The sequence below is a fragment of the Halomicrobium zhouii genome, from assembly GCF_900114435.1.
Taxonomy (GTDB): Archaea; Halobacteriota; Halobacteria; order Halobacteriales; family Haloarculaceae; genus Halomicrobium; species Halomicrobium zhouii.
Genome location: NZ_FOZK01000003.1, coordinates 504149 through 529030, shown reverse-complemented (window position 1 = coordinate 529030; position 24882 = coordinate 504149). Strand labels below are relative to the sequence as shown.

The 24882-nt window shown below is 68.4% G+C and carries 23 protein-coding genes and 1 pseudogene; 16 read left to right on the top strand and 8 right to left on the bottom strand.

Annotated features, from left to right (window positions below):
• Positions 1 to 28: 28 nt before the first annotated feature.
• From BM337_RS16375 to BM337_RS16365, 3 genes are all read right to left on the bottom strand, one after another.
• Positions 29 to 292, bottom strand: a complete 264-nt coding sequence (locus BM337_RS16375) for a hypothetical protein (protein ID WP_089817868.1) — start codon at positions 290 to 292, stop codon at positions 29 to 31.
• Between the two features lie 82 nt (positions 293 to 374).
• Entirely contained in the window at positions 375 to 992 is a 618-nt protein-coding gene (locus BM337_RS16370) for a YIP1 family protein (protein WP_089817866.1), read from the bottom strand.
• 21 nt (positions 993 to 1013) lie between these two features.
• A complete protein-coding gene (locus BM337_RS16365) occupies positions 1014 to 1592 on the bottom strand; it encodes an NADPH-dependent FMN reductase (protein ID WP_089817864.1) in 579 nt (192 codons plus the stop codon).
• Positions 1593 to 1839: 247 nt separating this feature from the next.
• On the opposite strand from BM337_RS16365, the gene mbhE reads away from it, so the two are divergent.
• The 7 genes and pseudogenes from mbhE to mnhG all read left to right on the top strand — a co-directional run bounded on the left by mbhE (position 1840) and on the right by mnhG (position 8083).
• Positions 1840 to 4191 (top strand): hydrogen gas-evolving membrane-bound hydrogenase subunit E, encoded by a 2352-nt coding sequence (mbhE, locus tag BM337_RS16360; RefSeq protein WP_089817862.1) that lies wholly within the window; start codon positions 1840 to 1842, stop codon positions 4189 to 4191.
• The gene (locus BM337_RS16355) at positions 4191 to 4655 is read left to right on the top strand and encodes an MnhB domain-containing protein (protein ID WP_089817860.1); all 465 of its coding nucleotides are present in this window, start codon (positions 4191 to 4193) and stop codon (positions 4653 to 4655) included. Before mbhE ends, BM337_RS16355 begins: the two co-directional genes overlap by 1 nt.
• Entirely contained in the window at positions 4652 to 5002 is a 351-nt protein-coding gene (locus BM337_RS16350) for a sodium:proton antiporter (protein ID WP_089817859.1), read from the top strand. Before BM337_RS16355 ends, BM337_RS16350 begins: the two co-directional genes overlap by 4 nt.
• Entirely contained in the window at positions 4999 to 6600 is a 1602-nt protein-coding gene (locus tag BM337_RS16345; protein ID WP_089817857.1) for a complex I subunit 5 family protein, read from the top strand. Before BM337_RS16350 ends, BM337_RS16345 begins: the two co-directional genes overlap by 4 nt.
• A pseudogene (locus BM337_RS16340) lies at positions 6597 to 7193 on the top strand (Na+/H+ antiporter subunit E); the annotation flags it as partial. The gene BM337_RS16345 and the pseudogene BM337_RS16340, both read left to right, overlap by 4 nt.
• A gap of 142 nt (positions 7194 to 7335) precedes the next feature.
• The gene (locus BM337_RS16335) at positions 7336 to 7632 is read left to right on the top strand and encodes an MrpF/PhaF family protein (protein ID WP_089817853.1); all 297 of its coding nucleotides are present in this window, start codon (positions 7336 to 7338) and stop codon (positions 7630 to 7632) included.
• Between the two features lie 115 nt (positions 7633 to 7747).
• On the top strand, positions 7748 to 8083 hold the full coding sequence (gene mnhG, locus BM337_RS16330; protein ID WP_089817851.1) for a monovalent cation/H(+) antiporter subunit G: 336 nt from the start codon (positions 7748 to 7750) through the stop codon (positions 8081 to 8083).
• Positions 8084 to 8108: 25 nt separating this feature from the next.
• Here the strand turns inward: mnhG and BM337_RS16325 are convergent, their stop codons facing one another.
• Together BM337_RS16325 and BM337_RS16320 are read right to left on the bottom strand one after the other, a co-directional pair.
• Positions 8109 to 9848, bottom strand: coding sequence for a sensor histidine kinase (locus BM337_RS16325; protein WP_177227577.1), 1740 nt, complete (start codon positions 9846 to 9848; stop codon positions 8109 to 8111).
• A gap of 132 nt (positions 9849 to 9980) precedes the next feature.
• The gene (locus tag BM337_RS16320; RefSeq protein WP_089817847.1) at positions 9981 to 11753 is read right to left on the bottom strand and encodes a carbamoyltransferase family protein; all 1773 of its coding nucleotides are present in this window, start codon (positions 11751 to 11753) and stop codon (positions 9981 to 9983) included.
• Between the two features lie 257 nt (positions 11754 to 12010).
• Between BM337_RS16320 and BM337_RS16315 the strand changes: the two genes are divergently transcribed.
• Both BM337_RS16315 and BM337_RS16310 read left to right on the top strand, forming a co-directional pair.
• Positions 12011 to 12370, top strand: a complete 360-nt coding sequence (locus BM337_RS16315) for a helix-turn-helix domain-containing protein (RefSeq protein ID WP_143117733.1) — start codon at positions 12011 to 12013, stop codon at positions 12368 to 12370.
• Entirely contained in the window at positions 12371 to 12652 is a 282-nt protein-coding gene (locus tag BM337_RS16310; RefSeq protein WP_089817845.1) for a DUF7521 family protein, read from the top strand. It abuts the gene before it with no gap.
• 61 nt (positions 12653 to 12713) lie between these two features.
• Here the strand turns inward: BM337_RS16310 and BM337_RS16305 are convergent, their stop codons facing one another.
• Positions 12714 to 13721 carry a sodium:calcium antiporter gene (locus BM337_RS16305; protein WP_089817843.1) on the bottom strand — a complete coding sequence of 336 codons (1008 nt, stop codon included), beginning with the start codon at positions 13719 to 13721 and terminating at the stop codon, positions 12714 to 12716.
• 100 nt (positions 13722 to 13821) lie between these two features.
• Entirely contained in the window at positions 13822 to 14757 is a 936-nt protein-coding gene (locus tag BM337_RS16300; protein ID WP_089817841.1) for an HhH-GPD family protein, read from the bottom strand.
• Positions 14758 to 15550: 793 nt separating this feature from the next.
• Here BM337_RS16300 and BM337_RS16295 point away from each other — a divergent pair.
• From BM337_RS16295 to BM337_RS16265, 7 genes are all read left to right on the top strand, one after another.
• A complete protein-coding gene (locus BM337_RS16295) occupies positions 15551 to 15880 on the top strand; it encodes a ribbon-helix-helix protein (RefSeq protein WP_089817839.1) in 330 nt (109 codons plus the stop codon).
• Positions 15881 to 16011: 131 nt separating this feature from the next.
• Positions 16012 to 17823, top strand: coding sequence for a DUF7408 domain-containing protein (locus BM337_RS16290; protein WP_089817837.1), 1812 nt, complete (start codon positions 16012 to 16014; stop codon positions 17821 to 17823).
• Positions 17823 to 20171: a VWA domain-containing protein gene (locus BM337_RS16285; RefSeq protein WP_089817835.1), complete on the top strand. Its 2349-nt coding sequence runs from the start codon at positions 17823 to 17825 to the stop codon at positions 20169 to 20171. The genes BM337_RS16290 and BM337_RS16285 overlap by 1 nt, the downstream gene beginning before the upstream one ends.
• On the top strand, positions 20168 to 20767 hold the full coding sequence (locus BM337_RS16280) for a hypothetical protein (RefSeq protein WP_089817833.1): 600 nt from the start codon (positions 20168 to 20170) through the stop codon (positions 20765 to 20767). Before BM337_RS16285 ends, BM337_RS16280 begins: the two co-directional genes overlap by 4 nt.
• Positions 20764 to 21621, top strand: a complete 858-nt coding sequence (locus BM337_RS16275) for a DUF7502 family protein (RefSeq protein ID WP_089817831.1) — start codon at positions 20764 to 20766, stop codon at positions 21619 to 21621. Before BM337_RS16280 ends, BM337_RS16275 begins: the two co-directional genes overlap by 4 nt.
• The gene (locus tag BM337_RS16270) at positions 21614 to 22567 is read left to right on the top strand and encodes an AAA family ATPase (protein WP_089817829.1); all 954 of its coding nucleotides are present in this window, start codon (positions 21614 to 21616) and stop codon (positions 22565 to 22567) included. The genes BM337_RS16275 and BM337_RS16270 overlap by 8 nt, the downstream gene beginning before the upstream one ends.
• Positions 22564 to 23421, top strand: coding sequence for a DUF58 domain-containing protein (locus BM337_RS16265; RefSeq protein WP_089817827.1), 858 nt, complete (start codon positions 22564 to 22566; stop codon positions 23419 to 23421). Before BM337_RS16270 ends, BM337_RS16265 begins: the two co-directional genes overlap by 4 nt.
• A gap of 116 nt (positions 23422 to 23537) precedes the next feature.
• On the opposite strand, the gene BM337_RS16260 is transcribed toward BM337_RS16265, so the two are convergent.
• Positions 23538 to 24806 carry an MgtC/SapB family protein gene (locus BM337_RS16260; protein WP_245778685.1) on the bottom strand — a complete coding sequence of 423 codons (1269 nt, stop codon included), beginning with the start codon at positions 24804 to 24806 and terminating at the stop codon, positions 23538 to 23540.
• Positions 24807 to 24882 lie beyond the last annotated feature (76 nt).

Sequence of the window (24882 nt, the reverse complement as noted above, 5' to 3'; positions counted from 1 at the left end):
CCGTTCCGTCACTCGAATATCGCCCCTGTCACTCGAAAACGGGACTGTCCTCCTCCAGCATCTCCACGCCGCGGGCGATCTCTCGGGCCTGCTCGGGAAAGAGGGCCACCTCGATCTCCGAGCCGTCCTCGTCGGTGAAGCCGATCTTCACCCGCTTGTCGCCGTACTCGCGGACGTCGACGCCCTCGACGTCGTAGAGTTTCGCCGTCGCCGTGCGGTTCGAGGGGCCGACGTGCTTGATCGCACCGTCCTTGAGTTCGAACGTGAAGTCGTCGAGGTCGAGCGTGAGCATGGTATCGATTGCGCGTGGGGCGACCGTAAAGCTGGCCGTCGGTCGAACGCCGCAGACACGGCGGCCGTCCACGGAACCCAGCTCAGAAAAGCACCTGCACGGCGGCGACGCCGCGGAAGGCGTAGCCGAACACGAGCAACGCGGGGACGGCCCCGAGGAGTGCGGCTCGTGGCAACGAGAGGTCGTGGATAACGCTCGTCCCGACGACGTACAGCGCGCTGCCCCAGAGCGCACAGAGGATGCGCAGTTCCGGGAACGGCAGGCCCGCGAGCACGCACGGCGCGGTCGCGTACGCGATGACCTGGACCGTCTGGCTCACGCCGCCACGGTCGGGCGCGAAGGGCGCGAGCAACAGCGTCTGGAGAGCGGCCGTCAGGTGCAACACCGCCGGCGCGACGAAGACGACGACGGCCAGCAGCGCGAGCAGCGATTCCAGCGGTCCGAGATCGCCGATGAGGGGGTACGGAAACGGACCCGTCGAGAGGACGCCCCGGGAGGCGAGATCGACGACGGCGAACCGACTGGCCTCCTCCACGAGGACGACGACCGAGGCGAAGACGAGGCCCGGTGCCTGGTCGCCCGGCGCGACGCCCCGCTCGAAGAAGCGCCGCGGCCGGGTGAGTACTTCGAACCACGCGCGCACGAGCGCGACGGGCCCGCGGTCGCGTCCGCCTGTCGGGTCCTCGATCCACTGTGTCATAGTGTGTCCGTCCCTCCGGGGTCAGTCGTCCGCACCGACGTTCTCCTCGCTCTCCATGCTCGCCGGGTCGGGCGTTATTCGGGCGTACTTGACGGCCTCCTCACCGAGCGTGGTGATGCGACGCCGGACCGAGTCGTCGACCAGTTCCTCGCCGCGGAAGGCGCTGCTCGCGCGCGGAATGGCGGCCTGGTGGGGGATGACCCAGCAGTCCAGCGCCCGGCACACCGACCGGAGGTGGTCGAGCGCGGTGATGGGGAAGCTCCCGCCCGCGACGCACAGCAGGCCGACGGTCTTCTTCTCGAACTCGTCGAAGCCGCTGTAGTCCAGCGCGTTCTTCAGCGGCGCGGAGTAGGAGCCGTGGTACACCGGCGTCCCGAGGAGGATGGAGTCGGCCGCCTGGACCGCTTCGCGGAACGCCTCGCCGTCGCCGGCGTCCTCGTCGTCGGCGTCGAACACCGGCAGGTCCCACTCGCGCAGGTCCAGCAACTCGGTCGTCGCGCCGAGTTCCTCGGCCGCGTCGAGGGCTATTCGGAGCGCCTTTCGCGTGTGGCTGTCGTCGCGGAGGCTCCCGCAGAGGGCCACGACGTGCGTCTCGGTCATTACGTCGACCGAGGGCGCGCCGGGATAAAAGCCCGACCACTTCGTACCGGCGGCCTGCTCTGTCGAGTCGGTTACCGGGCCACACCGCCGATTGCAGCAGTTATTCAACCCTGGAACCCTCAATTAGCATACAATCAACGTTCGCTCACGCCGATGGCCATAGCGACCTGCCACCGAGGACAGGCGGCCTGAGCGCCCTCGAGGTGAAAACTGTCTGCGATCGAACCCCCTGCGGTAGTTCACTCAGATGAGTCCGGAACTGTCGGTGGTGACGACGGCGATCGCCCTCCCGTTCGTCGGTGCTGCAGCCACGCCGCTGATCTACCGCTGGTTCGGAGAGCGGACGGGGTACGCGGCCGCCGTGCTCGCGCTCGTGAGCTTCGGCCTGCTCGCGACGCAGGTCGGGGAGTACGGAACCGTCGTCGCCCCGTGGATCCCTTCGCTCGGCGTCGCACTGCGATTCACCGTCGACGGCTGGGCGCTCCTGTTCGCACTCCTGGCCAGCGGTATCGGCGTGCTCGTCTTCACCTACTCGGCGGCGTACATGCACGGTGGTCACAGCTTGCGCCGCTACTACGCCGCCCTGCTCGCGTTCATGGGCTCCATCCTCGGCGTCGCGCTGGCCGCGGATCTGGTCGTCGTCTTCCTCTTCTGGGAGCTGACGAGCCTCGCCTCGTTCGTCCTCATCGGTCACCACACGACCGACGGCGAGTCGCGCTACTCAGCCCGAATGGCGATGCTCGTCACCGTCGGCGGCGGGCTCTGCCTCCTCGCCGGCCTGCTCGTCCTCTCCCTCGCGGCCCGACAGGCGCTCGGCACGGCCACCTTCGACCTGGCGACGATGCTCGCCAACGACGAGGCGATGCGGACGGCGCTGCGCGACCAGGGGCTGTTCGTCCCCGCGCTGGTCCTGATCGCTATCGCCGCCGCCGCCAAGTCCGCGCAGGTCCCGCTGCACTTCTGGCTGCCGAACGCGATGGTCGCGCCGACGCCCGTCTCGGCGTTCCTCCACTCGGCGACGATGGTGAAGGTCGGCGTCTACTTCGTCGGCCGACTCCGCCCGCTGCTCTCCGGGCCGGAGTGGACGCTACTGTTCGCGACGCTCGGGCTGGTGACGATGACGGTCGGCGCCTTACTGGCCGTCGCCTCGACGGACACGAAGGAGTTGCTCGCCTATTCGACTGCGAGCCACCTCGGCCTGATGATCGCTGGCTTCGGGTTCGGTGCCGTCGCTGGCGGGGAGGCCGGCGCGTTCCACCTGCTCAACCACGCGCTGTTCAAGGCCCCGCTGTTCCTCGTCGCCGGCATCCTCGCCCACGAGGCCGGCTCACGAAGTCTCGACAACATGAGCGGCCTCCGGCGGGAACTCCCGGTGACGGCCGCGATTTCGGTCGTCGCCGGGCTTAGCATGGCCGGGATTCCGCCGTTCAACGGCTTCTACTCCAAGGAGCTCCTCTTCGAGGCGGCCTACGAGTTCGGCCACGAGACCGGGGGACTGGCGTGGCTCTACCCGGGTATGGCTACGGTCGCGAGTATCTTCACCGTCGTCTACTCGCTGAAGTTCCTCGCCGTCTTCTTCGGCGAGCGCCGCGCACCCCAGAAGACTGTCCCGCGACCGCCCGCAGCGCTCGTGGTGCCGCCCGCAGTCCTCGGGCTCGGCGTGCTGGTCGTCAGCGCCGTCCCGCAGTTCGCCGTCGACCTGATCGTCCAGGGTGCCGTCGACGCCACTGCCCGCGGGCAGCCGGAATTCAGCGTCCACTTCCCGCCGGAACACGTCACGCCACCGCTCCTGATGTCCGGCGTCGCCATCGTCGGCGGTGTCGCCGCGTACTCGGTCACCGACCCCACTGCCCGTGCTATCGAGACGGTCCGTGACTCCACTGTCCTGATCAGGCCGAACGACTGGTACGACCGGGCGCTCTCCGGAACAGAACGCGCTGGCGCGCGGGTCGGCCCGCTCGTCCACACCGGCGTGCTCAGGACCTACGTCGTCTGGTGCCTCGCGACGGTGAGCGCGCTCGTCATCGCGGGTTACGTCGCGACCAGTGCCAGTGTTCTCGCCTTCGACGGCCTCGGCGTTCCACTGATCGTCGCGCTCGTCCTGTTGATCGCGCTGCTCGCCGGGTTCGCCGTTCCCACGGCGCCCTCGCACGTCGCGGGCGTGCTCACCCTCTCTATCCTGGGGTTCGTGCTGGCGATCTTCTACATCGTCGCGAGTGCGCCCGACCTGGCGCTCACCCAGCTCGTCGTCGAGACGCTCGTCCTGTTGATCTTCCTGCTCGTCCTCCAGCGGCTGCCGGAGTTCTACGCGGACCTGGACCGGTTCGTCGTCGGCCGCGACGTGGTACTCTCGCTCGCCGTCGGCGTGATGGCCTTCGTCTCGACGCTGCTCGTCAGTCCGGACCCGGCGGCGGACCCGACGGAACTTGCGCGCTACTACGCGACGGAGGCCGTTCCGGAGGGCGGCGGTTCGAACGTCGTCAACGTGATCCTCGTGGACTTCCGCGGCTTCGACACGATGGGGGAACTCGTCGTGATCACCATCGCGGCCGTCTCGGTCCTCGTGCTCGTGACGATGCGGACGCGGGGTGAGACGTAGTGACGACGACGATCATGAAGACGACGGCGCGGATCGCGGTCCCGATCATCCTGGTGCTTGCCGTCTCGCTGTTCTTCCAGGGCCACAACCTGCCCGGCGGCGGGTTCATCGGTGGCGTGCTGACGACGACCGCGTTCGTCCTCGTCTACGTCGCTTACGGGCTGGACTACCTGGAGGCCGGCGTCCTCGACCGCGAGGTCGACCCGGGGACCGGTATCTTCGAACACCGCTCGGTCACCGCCTACAGGCGGACGTTCGTGCTCGGGCTCACTATCGTCGTCGGGAGCGGTCTCGCCGGACTGCTACTCGGCGGGTCGTTCCTGGCCCAGGACTACGTTATCCTCCACGACGTCCCCGTCTACCACGAGGTCGAACTCGCGAGCGCGCTGGTGTTCGACCTGGGTGTCTATCTGGTCGTGGTCGGTGGCCTCCTCACGATACTCTCGGTGGTGGGTGCCGAATGAGCGTCGCGCTGGCTGCGGTCGTCGGCGGACTGTTCGCCGTCGGTACGTTCCTCCTGTTGCGCCGCAATCTGGTCCGCGTCGTCTGGGGGATCGCGGTCATCACCCAGGCGGCGAACGTCTACCTCATCGCGATGGGCGGGGTCCAGGCCGCGACCCACGACCTGGTCCCGGTCCTCGAAGGCCACGGCAGCGAGGTGCCCCAGACGGCCGACCCGGTCGTCCAGGCGCTCGTGCTGACGGCCATCGTCATCAGCTTCGGGACCACGGCGCTGGCCCTCGCGCTCTCGTACCGCGCCTACGAGGAGAACGGGTCCATCGACGTCGCGGAGTGGGGTGAAGCGGAGTGAGTTTCCTCGTCGTCGCGCCGATCGTGGTGGCCATCGCCGGCGTCGTCCTGGCGTTCCTGGTCTCCCGGTGGCCACGGGTCCAGCGCGCGACGAGCGCCGCGACGGGCGCCGTCTACGCCGGGACCGTCGCGACTGCGGTGTGGCGGCTCGTGCTCGGTCCGGACGCACCTGGTGCGGCGGCCTACCAGCTCGGCGGTCACCCCGCACCGTTCGGCATCACGCTCGTCCTGGACGGGCTCTCGGCGTTCATGCTCGTCGTCGCCGCCGTCGTGGGACTCGCGTCGATAACGTTCGCCGTCGTCTTCGTCGAGCGGGACAACCAGCGGGTGTACTACCACCCGCTCTTTCACTGCCTCCTCCTGGGCGTCACCGGCGCGTTCCTCACCGGCGACCTGTTCAACCTCTTCGTCTGGTTCGAGGTGATGCTGATGGCCAGCTACGTGTTCGTCGCCTTCTACGGCGGCGCCCGCCACACCGCGGCAGCCGTCCGGTACCTCGTTTTGAACGTCATCGGCAGCGCGTTGATGTTGCTTGGAATCGGCGGCCTCTACGCGGTGACGGGGACGCTCAACATGGCCGACATGGCCCGCCGGCTCGCCGACCCGGCGGCCTACGGCATCGACCCGGCACCGGTCGTCGGGCTCTCGGCGCTCCTGCTGGTCGTCTTCGCGCTCAAGGCCGGCCTGGTCCCCTTCCAGTTCTGGGTCCCCGCCGCGTACACCACCGCGCCGCTGCCGGTGACGGCGATGCTCGCCGGCGTGACGAAGAAAGTGGGCGTCTACGCCATCGTCCGCCTCTACTTCACCGTGCTGGCGGGCGCCGCGATTCAGGTCGACGTCCTCGGCGTGGCGGGCCACTCGCCGCTTTCGTTCCTGGCGCCGGTACTCGCCGCGATGGGGGTCGCGAGCATCGTCGTCGGCGGCCTTGGCGCCGTCTCCAGGGACACCCTGGAAGGAACCTTCGCGTACTCGAGCGTGGGACAGGTGGGCTTCATCGTCGTACCAGTCGCGATCGCGGCCGCCAGTACCGGCGAACTCCGGCAGATAGCTCTCGTCGCCGCGCTCGTGTACGCGCTCCACCACTCGCTGGCCAAGAGCCTGCTCTTCCTGTCGGCCGCAACCGTCTCCGACGCAACCGGGACGAACCGCGTGCGAGACGTCGGTGGACTCGCTGGACGATCCCCCGTGCTCGCCGGCGCGTTCTTCGTCGGCATCCTGTCGCTCGTGGGGCTCCCGCCGCTGGCGGGCTTCTTCGGGAAGTTCTTCGTCTTCGACGTCTCGATCCGGTGGTACGCGACGGCGCCGGGCTGGGTTCCCATCGTCGTCTTCCTCTCGCTGCTGGCAGGCGCGCTGCTCACTATCGTCTACACGACCCGGACCTGGACGGGCTGTTTCTGGGGCGCCGAGACGTCGGCCGTCGACGGCTCGGTCGTCGACGGGAGACAGCTGGCCGTCCTCGTCGCGCTCGCGGCGGTCGTCGTCGGCGTCGGCGTCGGTTTCGACCCCGTGTACCGCTTCGCCGAGACGGCCGCCACGGCCGCGACGGAGCGCGGCGAGTACGTCGAGGTCGTCTTCCCCGACGGAGGTGGGGCGGCGTGACGCGCCGCTGGCCGGTCGCCGGCGTACTGTTCGGCGTCCTCTGGGTGTTCGTCCGGGGCGCCCCCCTCTCGCCGGACCCGATGCTCGGGCAGTTCCTCTTCGGCCTCGTCGTCGGGATGCCGATCGCGTTCGTGTTCAGGCGGCTCTATAGCGAGGGGATCGACCTCCGGCGGACGCTGCGGTCGATCCCGTACGTGTTCCTGTACGTAAGCCTGTTCACCAGAGAGGTCGTCGTCGGTAACATCGACGTCACGTACCGCGTCCTCGCGCCGTCCCAGCCCATCGAACCGGAGGTCATCCTCATCCCCCTCCGGGTCCGGACAGACCTCGGTGTGACCACCATCGCCAACAGCATCACCATCACGCCCGGGACGATAACGCTGGACTACGACGAGTCCGAGAACGCGCTGTACGTCCACGTCATCGACGGCCGCGACCCCGAGGCGATCGTTCGGCCCATCAGAAACTGGGAGGACTACGCGCTGACCATCTTCGACGAGGATCTGTCGCCGGGCGACCCCGCGCCGGACTTCGCCGTCTACCCGCCCGACCAGACCCACCCCGTCCTCCAACAGGCCGGGGGCGGGCCCGACACCCCGCCGGCGGAGGCGGGCGAATCCGACCGTCAGGCCGATGACGAAGAGAGCGAATCCGACCGTCCGGCCGATGGCGAAGAGAGCGAATCCGACCGTCCGGCCGATGGCGAAACGGGCCCCGAGTCCGGAGGTGAGGCCGATGGTCGCTGAGAGCGGGCTGGTGACTACCGTCGCCGACGTCGCCATCGTCCTCGTGACGCTCCTGAGCCTCCTCTGTGGCTACCGGGTCGTCCGCGGCCCGACCGTGCCCGACCGCGTCGTCGGCCTCGACGCCATCGCGACCAACGTCGTCGCCATCGCCGTCCTGTTCGCGCTCCGGACCGGCCGCGGGCTCTTCGTGACTGTGAGCCTCGTGCTCGCGGTCATCGGCTTCCTCTCGACGGTCGCCGTCGCGAAGTTCGTCACGGAGGGCGACATCATCGTCCGACAGGAGTGACCATGCACTACCACACACCACTCGACGACCCCTCGACGCGTTCGCGCAGTGAGCGAGCGGCAGCCACCGGCAGCGAGACGATCGGCGGTTCGACGGTTGCGGAGGGGTGGATCTGATGGCCGGACAGATCGAATCGTTCCTCGTGGTCGGCCTGATCGTCGTCGGCTGTTTCTTCCTGACTGTCGGGACCATCGGGCTGCTCCGGTTGCCGAACGTCTACAACCGGATGCACGCGACGAGCAAGCCGACGACGCTGGGCACCGTCTCCATCTTCCTCGCGGGATTCGTCTACTTCGGTCCCGGGGGCGCCGGCCTGCCGTCACTCGTCGGCATCGCCTTCCTCTTCCTGACGGTGCCGACCGGTGCGCACATGATATCCCGTGCGGCGGAGCGGACGGGGGTTCCGTTCCTGGGGAGCGTCACCTGGCCGGGGAAATCGGACGACGAGTGACCAGTCCGGGTCTCGACTCGCCGCGTCAGGGTTCGGTGTTCGTGGGCGCTACCGGCCCGACACCGTCGGTCTGCCCGGTTGCCGAGGAGGGGCCGTCGACGAGGTCGACGTCGGAGAAGACGAACCGGGCACCGCCGTCGTGGCCGTCGGTCACGTGGACCGACCAGCCGTGCGCGCTGGTGATGGACTCGACGATCGCGAGACCGAGGCCCGTTCCGTCGCTGTCGGTCGTGTACTCGTACTCGAACACTTTCTCCCGCTCGGTCGGGGCGATTCCGGGCCCGTCGTCCTCGACGTAGAACCCGTCGTCCTCGGAGCCCACGCGGATCGTGACGCCGGCGCCGCCGAACGACAGGGCGTTCCTGAACAGGTTCTCGAAGACGTTCTGCAACCGCGTCTCGTCGGCGAACACGCCCGTGTCGGGGTCCAGTTCGACCTCGAGGGTCGCGTCCGCGGTCGCAGTGGTCTTCCACGCCGCCTCGGCGACGTCGGTCAGGCCGACGAACTGCCGGTCGTCTATCGTCCGTCCCTCGCGCGACAGCGTCAGCAGGTCGTCGATTATCTGCTCGATACGCTCGATGGCGTCGTCTGCCCGTTCGAGCCGCTCGGTCGCGCCCGTGTCCATCGCCAGTTGGATGTTCCCCTGTGCGACGTTCAGCGGGTTCCGGAGGTCGTGGGAGAGCGTGCTCGCGAACCGTTCGAGCTGCGTTGTCTGCTGTTCGAGGTCGCGGATCCGCCGTCGCCTCTCGGTGACGTCGTGGATGATGAGCCCGTAGCCGTGACAGTTCTCCTCGCTGGGGAGGTGGGACACCGTCACGTCGTAGATGCGCGGTTCGCCGTCCCTGTAGGACGTGAACGATGACGGAAACGGCCCCTCGCTGTCGCCGTCGTCGTCGCCGGCGAGTGCGGGAACGAGCTCCGTGACGTTCGTTCCGATCTCACCCTCCAGTCCGGGGAAGGTATCGATGGCGACGTAGTTGTAGTCGAGCAGCCGGTGGTCCCGGTCGACGACGACGACGGCGTCGTTCAGTTCGTCGAACACCATCTCGCGAGCGAGTGGCACCAGGTCGAAGAGGTTGTACCGGTCCACCGCGCGCCCGACGAAGAGGCCGGACAGGACCGAGCCGAAGAGGAAGGCCCCGTTGGCCGGGACCGGAACTAACTGGCCCAGCCAGAGGAACATGACGACGAACGGGACGGTGAACGCCGCGAACAGCGACGCCGTCTGTGCGCGCGTGACGCCGGTGTCGGACAGCGCCCTTGCGCCCAGCAGCGCCGGCGGGGCCACCATGAACAGCCAGACTGGGAGCGAGAGGACGCTGTAGAGGCCGGTCGGCATCCCGTAGACGTACGTGATGGGGCCGTCCACGACGACGAACTCGCCGTACGCGAGCCCGAGGACTGGATCGGTAACGGCCAGTCCGGCCAGCAGGAGGTACCAGGCGGCGAAGACACCGAGCACGCGTCGCGACAGCCACCGGGCACGACCAGTGTAGGCGAGCGTGAAGAGGAAGACCAGGAGCGGGACGAGCGAACTGATAGCGTTGCTCACGGCGTAGAGGGTCCGGGCGAACTGCAGGTCCGGGGCCACGACGTGTGCGATGGCCAGGATCCCGAGAACGGGGTAGATTGCTGCCCAGTAAACGATCAGTTTCGCGGCGAAGTTCTCGGCGTACGACCGTATCCACGCCGCTAACGAGAGCATAAACGTGCTCGAGAGGAGCATGGCGATGATGAACATCGTTTCGGCGACGGTCGAATTCACTGCTGATACCAAGGCCGGTCTTTCCATATGGTTCTTCGGGCCACGTCCGGTCTGAGAGAGAGGAACTCGCAGCAATTCGGTCGCGGTTTTCCACCGTCCTGACCGGAACCGATCGTTCGTCCGGTGGCGTCCTCAGGCGCCGTCGACTGCGAGCCGATCGGCCGCGTCCTCACCCACTCGTTCGGTCGCTTCGGCCTTCTCGACCACGACGTCTTCGAGGACGAGGACGTCCAGCCCCATCCCGAAGAAATCCTTCAGCGCCTCGGTGGGAGTCGTGACGATCGGTTCTGCGTGGTCGTTGAACGACGTGTTCAGGAGGACCGGGACGCCCGTAATCGACTCGAACTCGGATATCAGATCGTGATATCTGGGATTCTGTCGCTCCGAGACCGTCTGTGGTCGCGTCGACCCGTCCGCCGGGTGGAGGACTGCGGGAATCTCCTCGCGCCTGGACGGCTCGACGTCGGCCGCAGTTATCATGAACGGCGCGACTTCGCCATCGGCCAGGTACTCGTCGGCCGCTTCCTCGAGTAGCGACGGCGCGAACGGTCGCCACTCCTCGCGGTGCTTGACGAACCGGTTCACCCGGTCACGTGACTCCGCCGTCCGGGGGTCCGCCAGGATGCTCCGGTTGCCGAGCGCGCGCGGGCCGAGTTCGAGGCGGCCCTGGAACCACCCGACCAGGGCGCCCTCTGCGAGTCGCTCGGCGACGTACTCCGCGACGTCGGTGGGTTCTGCGTAGGGAATCTTGTTGGTGGCGAGCAACGACCGGATCTCGCTGCCGTCGTACTCGGGCCCGTAGTACACCGTCTCCATCTCCGGCACGTCGCCGGGCGGCCGTTCGAGCATCCCGGCACCCAGGGCGAGGCCGGCGTCGTGGGCGACCGGCTGGACGAACAGGTCGTCGACGGCGTCGGACTCCCCCAGCCGCTTGTTCAGCTTGCAGTTGAGCGCGACGCCGCCGGCGACGGCGAGCTTGTTCGTCTCCTCCATCCAGGTGTACGTCTCCGCGATGCGGACGACCGTCTCTTCGAGGAGTTTCTGGGCCGTGTAGGCCAGGTCCTTCTCCCACTGGGTGAACGCGCTCGGGCTCTCCTTCCGGTCGCGGCCGAAGGCGTCCTCGAGCCGCTCCACGCCGTAGCCGGTCCCCCACCGTTGCGTGAGGTCGGTCACGTCGTAGTCGACGCCGGTGTCGACGAGGGACCTGAGCGTTCGCTCGATCTCCGGGTTCTCGTCCCCGTAGGGGGCGAGCCCCATCACCTTCCCCTCGCCGTTGAACATCCGGTAGCCGAGGAACTCGGTGACGACGGCGAAGAAGAGTCCGAGGCTGTTGGGATGTTCGTAGGTGCGGACGCGTTCGAGCCCGTTCTGGTGGCCGCGCCAGACGACCGTCGCGTCGTACTCGCCCTTCGCGTCGACGGTGAGGACGACGGCGTCCTCGAAGCCGGAGGGGTGGAACGTGCTCGCGGCGTGACACAGGTGGTGCGAGCGCGTCTCTATCGGCGGGACGGCGTCGCCCAGTGCCGCGAGTCTGGACTCGATCTGGCGCGTCGGGAACAGCTGGGCCTGGAGCTGCGTCTTCACCGTGTTCTCGACCGCCGCGAGTTTGCGGACCGGGTCGCGTACTCTCACCGCGTCCCGCAGGTAGTGAGAGAGCACCTTCGACTGCAGCCGCGGATCGTAGGGCAGTATCACCTTCTCGACGTCCGAGAGCGCGAGGTCGCGGACGTCCAGGCAGGCCTGGATCGCTTCCTCGGGAAACGTGTTCACGGCGTGTTTGTCGCGCGTGAGCCGCTCCTCCTCGACGCCGTAGACGAACTGCCCGTCCTCGAAGAGCGCGGCGCTGGGGTCGTGTTGCCCGTAGAGACCGATGGCGGGCTTGAACGTGAGCACGTGCGTAGACATCGGAAGTTAGTTGCCGTCGCCGGCGTCCTGCCGGGGGTGCGGTCGTTTCGAGCGGTTCGAGTCACGAGCGAACTGGCGAGAGATATGTGGTGTCATCGATGAAGCCATCTATTCTGATACGACGTCGGTGACCGGAATAAACGTTGTAGCACGTTCGCAGCGGCTGCGAACGCGCTGGAATCACTGATCCATCGACGGAACCTACCTGACTATTCACCGCCTAAGTAAGGGCTCAGGAGGGTTCGTTCCGTCACGCCGTGGTAGAAACCGACCCGCGAAACGACCAGATACTCGAACTGCTCAGCGACGACGTCGTCAAGCGGATTCTCACCGTGACGGACCAGCGAGCCACGTCTGCCCAGGGGCTCGACGACTACTGCGACGCGTCGCTCGCGACGATCTACCGACGCATCGAGGACCTGCTGGAACTGGGCCTGCTCAGGGAGCGGACGGAGTTCCAGGCCGACGGGAACCACTTCAAGAAGTTCGAGTCCAACCTGGAGTGTCTCGCTGTGAGCCTCGACGACGGGACGTTGCAGGTAGCCGTGGACAGGCGCGACGACGCGCCCAACCGGTTGCGGACGATCTGGGACGCGATGCAACCGGGGTGGGAGTGAGTGTATCCCGGGCTGCTGGCGGTGAAAGCAGTCATCGTCCTCCTCGGGCTGGTCGTCGCGTTCCAGGGGTTTCGCGCGGCGCGGCGCGAACGGAGCCAGCGGATGTTGCTCACCGCCGGTGGGTTCACCTTCCTCAGCGTCGGGTCCGTCCTCGGCGGCGTCTGCTACGACGCTTTTCAGCTGTCGCGCCCGCTCTCCGGGACGGTCCAGAGCGGCGTCGTGGGCGTCGGGATGGTCCTCATCTTCCTCTCGGTGTTCCTCCCCGGGTCGTCGCCGCAGTGAGTCCACTGTCGTCCGTCGGACGGCGTTCGAGCGACGGCAGCAGGTTCACGGTCCGTGCCAGCTAGATACCCTGGACGGTCTCGATGAGGCCGAGCGACTCCAGGGTCATCCAGACGAGAAACAGCGCGTACAGTCCCAGGAAGCCGTAGGCCTCGAGGTTGGTCAGTTCCAGGTCCGTCCTGGTGAAGACGATGAAGACGAGCGTCGCGAACGCGAGAAAGCCCATCGTCGGGATGGCGGCGAGGAAGTTGATGGTCGCCGACCCGGCCAGGAGGACGCCGACGGGGATGGCGACGAGGAGGTTGAACGTGTTGCTCCCGAGTACGTTCGTGATGCTGGTGACGTCCTCGTCGTTGCGCGCGGCGCGGACGCTGACGATGGCGTCCGGGAGACTCGTCGCGGCGGCGATGACGGTCAGCCCCCACAAGAAACTCGGCGTGTCGAATATCTCGCCGAGGGAGAGCGCAGCGCGGACGATGCCCTCGACGCCGCCGGCGATGAGCACCAGAGCGACGACGAGCGCCGCCCACTCGCGACCCGGCCGGACGTCGACGGACTCGTCGGCCACGTGTTCGCTGGCGTCCTGCTGGTGGAGGAAGACGTAGATGCCGTAGGTCGCCAGCGGGAGGATGGCGAGCGGCGGGGTCAGTATCGCCGCCTCGTTCGTCCCGCCGGGGACGTACGTCGCCCCGAGCGCGAAGACGATGAACAGGACGAGCACGCTGATGATGTAGAACTGGGCGTCCTTGTGGACGATGTCCCGGGTTGCCCGCAAGCGGTCGCTGACCAGCGCCGACAGCGCCGGGATGACCAGCAGGTTGAAGATGGCGCTCCCGACGATGGCGCCGACGCCGAGCGAGAACTCCTCGTGGACCACCGTGCTGATGACGACGGAACTGAGTTCGGGGAAGCTCGACCCCACCGCGACGACGATGGCGCCGTGGACGGCCACCGGGAGTCCGTAGTGCTTGCTGAGCCGCTCGGCGGCGCGTTCGAGGAGCACGCTCCCCTTCCAGATCACGGCGGTGCCGACGACCGCCAGCCCGAGAGAGACGAGAAGACCGTTCACGGCCTCGTGTTGTCGGGACCAGTGAAAGGCGTGTTCACTTCCGGAATCCGTCGTTCGCCGCACCCGGCGCGACCGGCAGGGAGGCGAAGGTCGGCGGCGGTCAGCGCCGGAGGCGGGCGACGACCTCGCCCTCGCCGTCGCCTTCGCTGTCGCGCTCCTCGACGTCGACGAGACCGTCGTCCGACAGGTCCGAGAGTAGCCCCCGAAGCCACTCGCGGCCGTACTCACCGTCGGGAGCGTAGTCGACGCGTATCCGCGGCCCCAGGTCGTCGAGGGCCTGCTTGTCGTACTCCTTGAGTACCGAGACGACCTTGCCGCGCATCTGCCGGCGGCTCCCCTCGAAACTCGGCTGGGTGGGGACGTCCGGCGCGGTGAAATCGCCCGTCTCGTAGGCGTGACACCACTCGCGCCAGGGACACTGCGCCCCGTCGCAGGCCGGCGTCTTCTCGCAGGCCACGCCGCCGAGTTCCATGACGGCGTTGTTCCAGACGCGCGACTCGCCCGCGGGCATGAGCGCCTGGGCCACCTGCTCGAAGGCCGCGTCGTCGTCCGGGACGTCGAATGCGCGGTACAGCACCCGTTTGACGTTGGTGTCGACCACGGCATCGCCGTTGTTGAACGCGAACGACGCGACGGCGTTGGCGGTGTACGGACCCACGCCCATCAGCTCCTGGAGTTCGTCGGGGGTATCGGGGAACTCGCCGTCGTACTCCTCCGTCACCTGTCGCGCCGCCTCGTGGAGGTACTTCGCCCGGTTGTTGTACCCCAGCGAGTGGCTTGTCCAGAAGCCGACGACGTCGGCCCGGTCCGCTTCGGCCAGGTCGGCGGCCGTCGGCCACCGCTCCAGGAAGTCGTTCCAGGCCTCGACGACGCGGCCCAGCTGGGTCTGCTGGCTCATCACCTCCGAGACCAGTATCTCGTAGGGGTCCTCGGTCACCCGCCACGGGAACTCGCGGTGGTCGTCCTCGTACCACTCGATCAGGGCGTCCCGGACCGCCTCGACGTCGTCGGGCACCTCCCCCGCCAGCTCGCTCATCGAACGGAAGGTGGCGTTTGGACGGTTTGGGTCTAGCGATTCGTTCCGGTCGTTTCGAGGTCCGAAGAGTGCGCTCTGATCAGTACAGTGTGTGTAGTGAGCGATCTGATGGGTTCGAGTTAGTGACGGAGTAGGAGACGACAACAATCAGAAAGCCCTCGGCGCGCTCGCCTCGCGCGGACCACGCTGCGCGCGCTCGTCCCTCGCGTGCTTGCGGGTCCGTGCTTCGGCCAGCGCACCTCGCCCTTTCATTCCACCAGGAACAACCTTGCTCGCGCGATAAAACACGCTCGCGATTGAGTCCGCCAACCCTCCCCGGATTCGCGCCGGACGGCGCGAATCACGCGTCCTGCCCGCTCCGCAACCGCGCGGCGGTCGGCCGGGAGCGCGTTTCATCGCGCGACCAGGGGAAGGGCAGGGCTGCAGTGCTGTGCTGAGCCTGGCGGACTGAAAGGGCGAGGCGGGGTCCGGGAACCCGGGCGAAGGTGAGCCGAGTGAAACGAGGCGAACGTCGGAAGACGAGCGAAGCGAGTCTTCCGGAACAAGCACCTACTGGAGCGCAGCGAGCCCCGGGACCGGAGCGCGCCGAGGGCTTTCTGGGTGGTAGCGGTCTTGTTTCTTCCATCGAGATCGCGACGAACCACCTGTTCAACTCACAACCAGAGTGACCGCGGAGTACGAAATGTCGCTGGGCTACGACAGATCCACGACGCCGCCGCCACCAAACAACCGGAGTGGTAACCAGACATTCCCAGTCGAAACTCGTTTCCGCGCTCTCGCGAATACCACGGGTATGACACTCGACGACCTCTCGGACGACGTCTCGGACCAGTACTCGGACCTCGGCGACGAACTCGCCGTCTCGCTCGACCGCGAGACGCGGAACGAACTGGCGCTCCTGACGACGGCGCTGGAACCCGAGAGCACGGACGAACTCGTCCGGCGGGCGGTGCACATGCTGTTCCAGACGGCCATCGAGACCGGAAACATGGACTTCCACCTCCGGTCGGGCTACGACTGCACCTACGACGAGTACCTCTCGGGGATGACATTCGACGAGATGACGGGGGCGAACCAGTTCCCGCAGGCCCAGGAGAAGGACGACCGGCGCTACCAGTTCTGAGCGCTGGCGTCCGGACGACTGGCGCGTAATCGACGACCACCCGGCTTGCGGTAGCGTAAATCGGGAATTTATCATCCCCTTATTTTATTCGTAGGTGGATCTCAAGGGGAATTAACAGGTCCCGACAGCCAATGCCCCTCCAGCTCGGATTCGTCGATCCGATCGGACTCGCCGGTCTGGTAGCGCTGGTGCCGCTCGTGATTCTCTACCTCGTGCGGCCCGACCCGCGGGAGCTGTCGCTGCCGACGGTCCAGTTCCTCGCCGAGGAGCGCGACGACGGCGGCGCCCACCCCGTGTTGCGGCGGCTGACGCGGGACCTGCTCTTCGTGCTCCAGGTGCTCGTCGTGCTGGCGCTGGCGGTTTCGCTGGCCTCGCCGTACGTGACGGTCGACCGCCAGACTGCCGGGGAATCGACCGTCGTCGTGCTCGACACCAGTGCGAGCATGGCGACCGAGACGGGCGAGGGAACCCGGTTCGACGCTGCTCGGGCGGCGGCGCGCGACGCCGTCGCCGGCGAGACGACCGTCGTGACCACTGCGCCGGCGGCGGGGACGCTGGTCGACGCCGGTGGCCCGGCCGACGCGCGGGACGCGCTCCGGACGGTGCCCGTCACCGACGCGTCGGGCGACCTGCGGGGCGCCATCTCCCGGGCAGCCACGGCGGCCACGTCGGCCGACGACGGCGCCCGCGTCGTCGTTCTCAGCGACTTCGTCGACGAGAGCGGCTGGCGGTCTGCGGTGCGGACGGCCCGGGCAAGCGGCGTCGACGTCCGGCTCAGGCAGTTCGACGGTGGTGGCGCGGCGAACGTCGGGATCGTCGGCCACGACGTCACCGAGCGCGGCGCGTCGGTCACCGTCCGCAACACCGGTACCGAACGAGCCGAGCGCACGGTCAGCCTCGGCGACCAGTCGACGGCGGTGACCCTCGAACCCGGCGACGTCCGCGAACTCTCCTTCGGCGTACCGGCCGGCGGCGGCACCGTGGAGCTCTCTCCCGGGGACTCGTTCCCCGCCGACGACACGGCGCCCGTCGCGGCACCGGCGGACCCCACCGTCGAGGTGCTGCTGGTGACGAACGAACCCGACTCCAACCTCGCGACGGCGCTGGACGTCATCGGGAGCGTCGACCTCACCGTCGCCCAGCCCCCGGCGTCCGTCGACGGCGACTACGACGTCGCGATCGTGGGTCAGGTCGACGCCGGCGAAGTGCTCGACAGCACGGTCGAGACCGTTCGAGCCATCGCAGCCGACGGCGGCGGCGTCGCCGTCGTCGCCCAGCCAGCCCTCGCCGACCTCGGACTGGGTCCCGTCTCACCGGTCGAGCCACGGCGGATGACCGCCCAGCCAGGCGTCGAATCGCCGGCGGACCACGACCTCACCCGGGACTTCGAGTTCCCCCGGCCGGAGCGCGCGCTGGCGGCGAACCTGACGCGCGGTCGGGCGCTCGTGAACTACACCGACGGCTCGCCGCTCCTGGCCACTGCTTCCCACGGCGAGGGGAGGGTGCTGTACTACGGCTACGTCCCCGACCACTCGTCGTTCCAGCGGGGCGTCCGCTACCCGATATTCTGGAAGCGCGCGGTGTTCCACCTCGCCGACCGGCCGACAGTCGCCGAGTTGAACCGCGAGACGGGCGCGAAGTTGCAGTTTCAGTCCGAGCGGACGGTCAGTGGGCCACGCGGCGACTGGACCACGACGGTCGTGACCCTCGACGCCGTCGGAACGTACGACGTCGACGACCGGCGCTACGCCGCCGCGCTCGCGGACCCCGCGGAGTCCAACGTGACGGCGCCCTCAATCGACGAGGTCCGGTCGGCCGGACAGTCGGGCGGCTCCACTGGTACTGCGTCGGTCCCGGTCGAACTGACGCCGGCGGTCGTCGCCCTGGCGACGCTGCTCGTCCTGCTCGAACTGGCGTACCTCCGCCGGCGGGGTGACCTCTGATGGCCGTCGAGACCACTCTCGGCGGCGTCCGCGTCGGGCTGGTGCGACCGCTCGCACTGGTCGTCACCCCACTGCTCGTCGCAGTCGTCGCCGCGCTCGTCCTCCGTACTTCGGAAGCCGGGTGGGTTCGCTCACGCCGTCGCTGGCTGCTCTTCGGCTCGCGGGTGTTCCTCGTCACAGTCCTCGTCGTCTCGCTGGCCGGCCCCTACACTGTCCAGAGCCGGACCGTCTCCGAGGAGCCATCCGTCCGGCTTGTCGTCGACCGGTCGGCGAGCATGGCCGTCACGGACAACGAGACGGGCGAACTCGCGAGGGCCCTCGAACAGCGCGGCGTCGACGTCGACACCACGACCGTCGGCTCGGCGACCGAGTCGCGGGTCGGCGACGCCGTCGCGAGTTCGCTCGCCCCGAACGCGACGGTCGTCGTCGCCTCGGACGGGCAGGTAACCGGCGGGCAGTCGCTCGGCGAGGCCGCCGAACTCGGCCGGCAGGTCGACGCCACGATCAGTAGCGTGGACGTGACCGCCGCCGAGACTGAACGGTACGTCGGCGTCACCGGTCCGTCCAAGGTCAGCGCCGGGGTGAACGAGAGTTTCCTCGTCACCGTCGACGGGACGCAGTTGAACGGCACCGAGACGACGCTCGAAGTCACCGTCGACGGCGAGACGGTCGTCGAACGTACCGTCACCGGCGCGGGGTCGGTCGAGTTCGAACACACCTTCGCCGAGACGGGGAGCCACCGGGTGACCGCGAGAATCGACGGCGACGACCGGTTCGCGCGCAACGACGTCGCCCGGAAGACGGTCCGCGTCGTCGAGCCACCGCGTATCCTCTACGTCTCGCGCGGGTCCTATCCGCTCGAAACCTTCCTCTCGGAGCTATACACGGTCGAGCGCGCCGAGTCGGTGCCCTCGGACCTCGACGGCTACTACGCCGTCGTCGTCCAGGACGTGCCGGCCGACGAACTGGGCGACCAGGCAGCGCTCCAGCGGGCCGTCGTGAACGGCACCGGGCTGGTCACTGTCGGCGGCCCGCAGGCGTTCGAGGCAGGCGGATACGGCGACGCGCCGATCGGCGACCTGACGCCGGTCGATTACGACGACCGGGACCGGCAGTCGACGGTCATCCTGGCCGTCGACGTCTCGGGCAGTTCCGAGCAGTCGATGGCCGTCCAGCGCGGCCTCGCGCTCGACGTCCTCTCGCAACTGGGCGACCAGAACCAGGTGGGCGTCGTCGCGTTCAACCACAACTCCCACGCCATAGCACAGCCCCGACAGCTCGGGGGATCCCGGGACGTCCTCCGCGACAGAATCCGCCGGCTGCAGAGCGGCGGTGCGACGAGCATCGACGTCGGCCTGGCGGGCAGTGCGGCGATGGTCGACGACGGCGACGCGACCGTCGTCCTCGTCACCGACGGACACTCGAACAGAGAGCCTGCGGTGGCGAGAGCGGCGGCGCTCTCCGAACGAGGGATCGAGGTCGTCACCGTCGGCGTCGGCGGGAACGTTCGAGAGGGGCGGCTGACCGCTATCGCGCGGGCGGGTGGGGGCACCTACCTCCGCGCCAGCGAGACCAACCGGCTCCGGCTGTTCTTCGGCGACGACCAGCGCCAGTACTCGGGCGACGGGCTGACCGTCGTCGACGGGACTCACTTCGTCACCGAGGGCGTCCGGTTCACTGCCGCGCCGGGGTCGGCCAACGACGTCTCGGTTCGCGACCGCGCGAGCTACCTCGTCGCCAGCGGGGAGGGGACGCCGGCGATGTCGGCCTGGCGCTACGGGCTCGGCCGGTCGGTGGCCATCACGGCCCACGACGGGAGCGGCCGCCTCGGCGGGCTCCTGACCAGCCCGGACTCACTCGCCGTCACACGCTCGGTGAACTGGGCCGTCGGCGACCCGGAGCGCCTCGCGACGGACGTGACCGACGTCTCGGACACGCGCGTCGGCGAGCGGACGACCATCACCTACCGCGGGTCCGAGCGCCCGGGCACGGACGACCCGTCGTTCGTCCGCACCGGCCCGCGGGAGTACCGGGCGACGGTCACCCACGACGACGCCGGGTACCAGACGGTGCGGGAGGCGACCTACGCCGTCGACTACCCGCGCGAGCACGCCGGTTTCGGCAAGTCGCCGGCACTGACTGCCGCCGTCCAGACGACGGGCGGCCGGACGTTCGACGCGGACGACGCGGCGGCCGTCGCCGAGTACGCCCGGCAGCGCTCGGTTCGCGAACGCGCCGTCGAGCGCGAGTGGGGGTGGCTCTTCCTGGCCGCCGCGCTCGCGCTGTTCGTCCTCGAAGTCGGCGCCCGGCGCGTCCAGACGATCAGACACAGGAGACAGGACTCATGAGCTACGTCGGAACCAAACTCAACCTCGGACTCGTCGTGGTGGCCGTCCTCACCACCGCGACCATCGGCGGATCGACGCTGTACTACCAGTCGTCGGTCGGCGACGTGACGGCACAGAACCAGGAACTCCGGACGGAGAACGCACAGCTCCGGACCGAACTCGCCACCGCGCGCGAGAACAGTACCGAGTTACAGACCCGGCTGGAGAACCTCGATCAGAGCCTGTCGACGCGCCAGGACGACCTCCAGACGTTGATCACGCAGCTCAACGAGACCGAAGGGGAGCTGAACACCACTCGCGCAGAGCTACGTGAGGCCCAGGATGACCTCGAAGAGTCCCAGGACCGAGTCGAGGAACTGGACGACGAGGTGTCCGAACTGGAGCGGACCGTCGTCACGGAACGCGAAGAGCGCCGGACGCTCGAGACCGAGAACGAGGAGTTGCGTGACCGAGCCACCGAGGTCGAGACCCGCAACGCCGAACTGGAGACGCAGGTCGCGACGCTGGAAGAACAGATCACCCAGCTCGAACAGGAGAACGAGGACCTCAGAGACCGGATCGACGAACTCGAATCGCAAGTGGAGGGCGGATCGTGACCGACCCCGAGACGCTCGACGCGGCCGTCGACGAGGTCCGCAGGGAGGGGTACAAGGCCGCCGCCGTGTTCGCGACGGCGGACGCCGTCCTCGCGCTGCTGGTCGTCAACGTCGGGCTGACCGTCGTCGCCGTGGACGTGCCCTCGATCTCGGCTCTCCCCGTGGGGACGGAAGCCCTCATCTCGGCCGTCGTCGGGCTCGCAGTCGGGGTGGCGAGCGGCGTCGTCCGGGCCCGCCGGTACGGGGTCGAACGCTTCGAGGCGGCCAACCCCGAACTCGGGGCCGCGCTCCGGTCGGCCCGCGATGCGGCCCACTCGGCGCACGACGACACGATGGCCCGGCGGCTCTACGCCGACGCGCTCGACCGGCTGAAAGACGCTTCAAGCGGCCGCCTGCTGGACGAACGACGGCTGGCGCTCCGGATGGCGGTCGTCTTCGTCCTCGCGGTGGGATCCATCCACGTCACGGTCGCCGGCGTCGCCCTCGACCCGCTGGCCGATTCCCCAACCGTCGGCGGGTCGGACGGTTCCGATAGCGACCAGGGACCCGACGATCCGCAACCGGATTCGAGCGAGAGCCTCGACTCGGACCCGATTTCGAACACCGACGGCAGCGACGTCCTCGGCGACCCCGGCGAGGTCGCGCGAGGCGACGAGGCGCTGACGGCGAATCTGTCGGACCGGTCGGGGTCCGGAGCTGGCGACGAGCGGGCCCGGTACGAGAACGCGGGCCACCCGTCGGCCGGGGATATCTCGCCCGAGCGAGCGGGCTACGACGACCCGGGGTCGGTCGAGGACCCGGAACTGGTCAGGGAGTACACGCTCCGTATGAACGAGGCAAACGACGATGACTGAGAACCAATTCGACGACGAGGCGGTACAGCGACTCCAGGACGCGCTCGACGCCGTCCGGGACGAAGTGCGAAAACGGATCGTCGGCCAGGAGGCCGTCGTCGACCAGTTGCTCGCGTGCATGCTCTGTGACGGTAACGCCCTGCTGGAGAGCACGCCCGGCCTGGGCAAGACGCTGCTCGTCCAGACACTGGCCGACGCGACGTCGCTTTCGTTCAGTCGGGTCCAGAACACGCCGGACCTGATGCCGTCGGACGTCACCGGCACCGACATCGTCCGGGACACGGCGGAGGGCCAGGAGTTCGTCTTCGACCCTGGGCCCATCTTCGCGAACGTGGTGCTCGCCGACGAGATCAACCGCGCGACGCCGAAGACCCAGGCCGCGCTGCTGGAGGCGATGCAGGAACAACAGGTCACCGTCACCGGCGACACCTACGACCTGCCTGAGCCCTTTTTCGTGCTGGCGACGCAGAACCCCATCGAGCAGGAAGGGACCTACCCGCTCCCGGAGGCTCAGCGCGACCGCTTCACGATGAAGATACTGCTGGACTACCCGGACGACGAGGCGGAGACCGAAATCGTCGACCGCTACACCCGCCGCCTCGACGACGACATCCCGGTCGAGCCGGTGCTCACCCCGGAGTCGTTCCGGGACGCCCAGCGACTCGTCCGTCAGCTGCCGATCGCCGACGACGTCCGTGACCGGGCGGTCGGCGTCGTCCGCGAGACGCGGCAGGCCGACCGGCTGAACTACGGTGCCAGCCCGAGAGCGAGCATGGACCTCGTGCTCGCGTCGAAGGCCAGGGCGTTCCTCGCGGGGCGGAGCCACGTCGCGCCCGACGACGTGGAGGCGATGGCTCGCCCAGTCCTGCGCCACCGCGTCGTCGTCGACTTCCGGGCCGAACGCGAGGGCGTGCGTCCGGACGACGTGGTCGGCGACCTGCTATGATCGACGCCGCGTTCCTCGACGAACTGGACCGGTTCGACGGCTCGCTCTCGCAGGTGACCGACGCCCGCCAGCGCGGCGAGCAGCGGTCGACGGAACTCGGCGAAGGCCAGCGCTTCGCCGACTACCGGTCGTACGTCCCCGGCGACGACACGCGACTCGTCGACTGGAAGCTCTACGCCCGCACTGGCGAGCGCTACGTCAAGCAGTTCGAGGCCGAGCGTGACCTGACCGTCCACGTCCTGCTGGACGCCAGTGCGTCGATGGACGTCGGCGGGGAGGAGACGCACAAGTTCGATTTCGCCGCCAAACTCGGGCTGGGCTTCTGTGCGCTCGCGGCCGCGGAGCACAACGACTTCCGGTTTTCCGTGTTCACGGACCGCTTCGACCGCATCGACGCCGGCCGGTCGAACCGCGGGGAGGTGCTGGCGCTGATCGACCGGCTGAACGACGTCGACCCCGTCGGAGAAGCGGACTTCGACCACGCACTCGTCGAGTACGCCGCCACCATCGACTCGCGGTCGCTCGTGCTCGTCGCGAGCGACTTCCTGGCGGACGTCGACGACGTCGAGGCGGGCGTCGAGGCACTGGCCCGGAACGACGTCGTCCTCGCGCAGGTGTTCGCACCCGAGGAGGTCGACCCGCCGACGAGGGGCGACACGATATTCCGCGGACTGGAGCGGGACCTGGAGTTGCGAACGTACTTCGGTTCGCCACAGCGTCGGACGTACGCCGAGCGACTCGAGAGCCACGTCGAGCAGGTGTCACAGAGCGCCCGGAACGTGGACGCTCGCCACGTCCGTGTCGAGAGCGATGCCGAGTTCTTCGACGCCTTCGCCCGGACGTGGGTCGAGTAATCTCTTCGAGTCGTCGTCCCCGAGCGGCATCGCGCCGACCTGTCTGGACCCACTCGCACGTTTTCACACCGTTGCTTAAGCGGTGCGACGACGTGCCCGCTGGACTGTAATCGGGGTCAGACCGTGACGACGACCGTCACCGCAGTCGCGGCACCCAGTAGTGCCAGACTCCAGACGGCGACGCGGTAGGCGAACCCGCGGTTGGGGCTCGCGAGCGTCAGCCCGGCCTTGACGACGATGCTCGCGGCCGTGGCGAGGAGGACGGCGATGGTCGCCTCGTCGGCACCGATGGCGCCGCCGCGGTAGAGCACGACCGCGGTGGTAGTCGCGCCCGCGCTGGAGACCAGCCCGGACAGCGCCGACGTCACGTAGAGGCCGGCGGAGCCGAACTCGGCCCGCGCGACGGTGCCGGCGACGAGCACGACGAGGAAGATGGCCCCGAAGACGAGGGCGTTCCGGAGCGAGAACGGGCTATCGAGGTCGATGTCGACCTCCTGGGACCAGTCCGCGGTGTAGGCGGCGACGGCGAAGCTCCCGACGATGACGGCGCCGAGCGGGACGACGGCCTCGAAGAGGACGCCCCGCTGGACCGTGAACGCGACGGCGATGGCGAGGTTCCGGAGTGCCATCGCCGCGTCGGCCAGCAGGATGGCCGCGACGGCGTACGAGACGGCCTCCGGTCGCTGTTCGACCTGGTCCAGCATCGTCCCGACGACGGCCGTCGAGGACGCCAGCCCGCCGAAAAAGCCCGTGACGGCGACGCCGCGACCCCCGTAGGACTGGACGACGGCGTAGTTGACGATACCGATGCCAGCGACGGTGACGACCAGCAGCCAGACGATGCGGAGTTCGAGCGCGAGCGAGAGCGAGGCGACGGAGACGTCCAGGGGCTCGGCGGGCAACAGCGGGTAGACGACGAACGCGAGGATGGCGAACTCCGTCGCCGACCGCAGTTCCTCGTGTGTGAGGTCCCACGCGAAACTGTGGAGCTCCCGCTTGAGGACGAGCAACAGCGAGGAGAGCACGGCGACGGTGACGCCCTCGAGGACGTAGCCGTCGGCGACGAGCGCACCGACGCCGTAGGCGACGAGCATCGAGACGGACGTCGTCAGTGAGAGCCCTTCCTCCTCGTCGATGAGCCCCTCGACGCCGAGGAACACGCCGAGTACGACGACCAGCAACCCGCCGACGGCGAGCAGCAGCTCGCTGCCGACCGTCGTGAAGACGGCCGCGAGGAGGCTCACGAGCGAGAAGGTTCGGATGCCGGCGGACTTCTGGGACCACTCGCGTTCGAGGCCGAGGAAGAGACCCAGGGCACCGGCGAGGACGATGCGCTCGACGGCGGATTCGAGCGCCAGGGAGCCGAGTTGGCCGAGAACGGTCACTGGTGGACAGTAGGCGGCCCCGGCATAAATCGTTCCGTCATTTCGTAGCGGGAACATTTTTGTATCCCGCTGGACT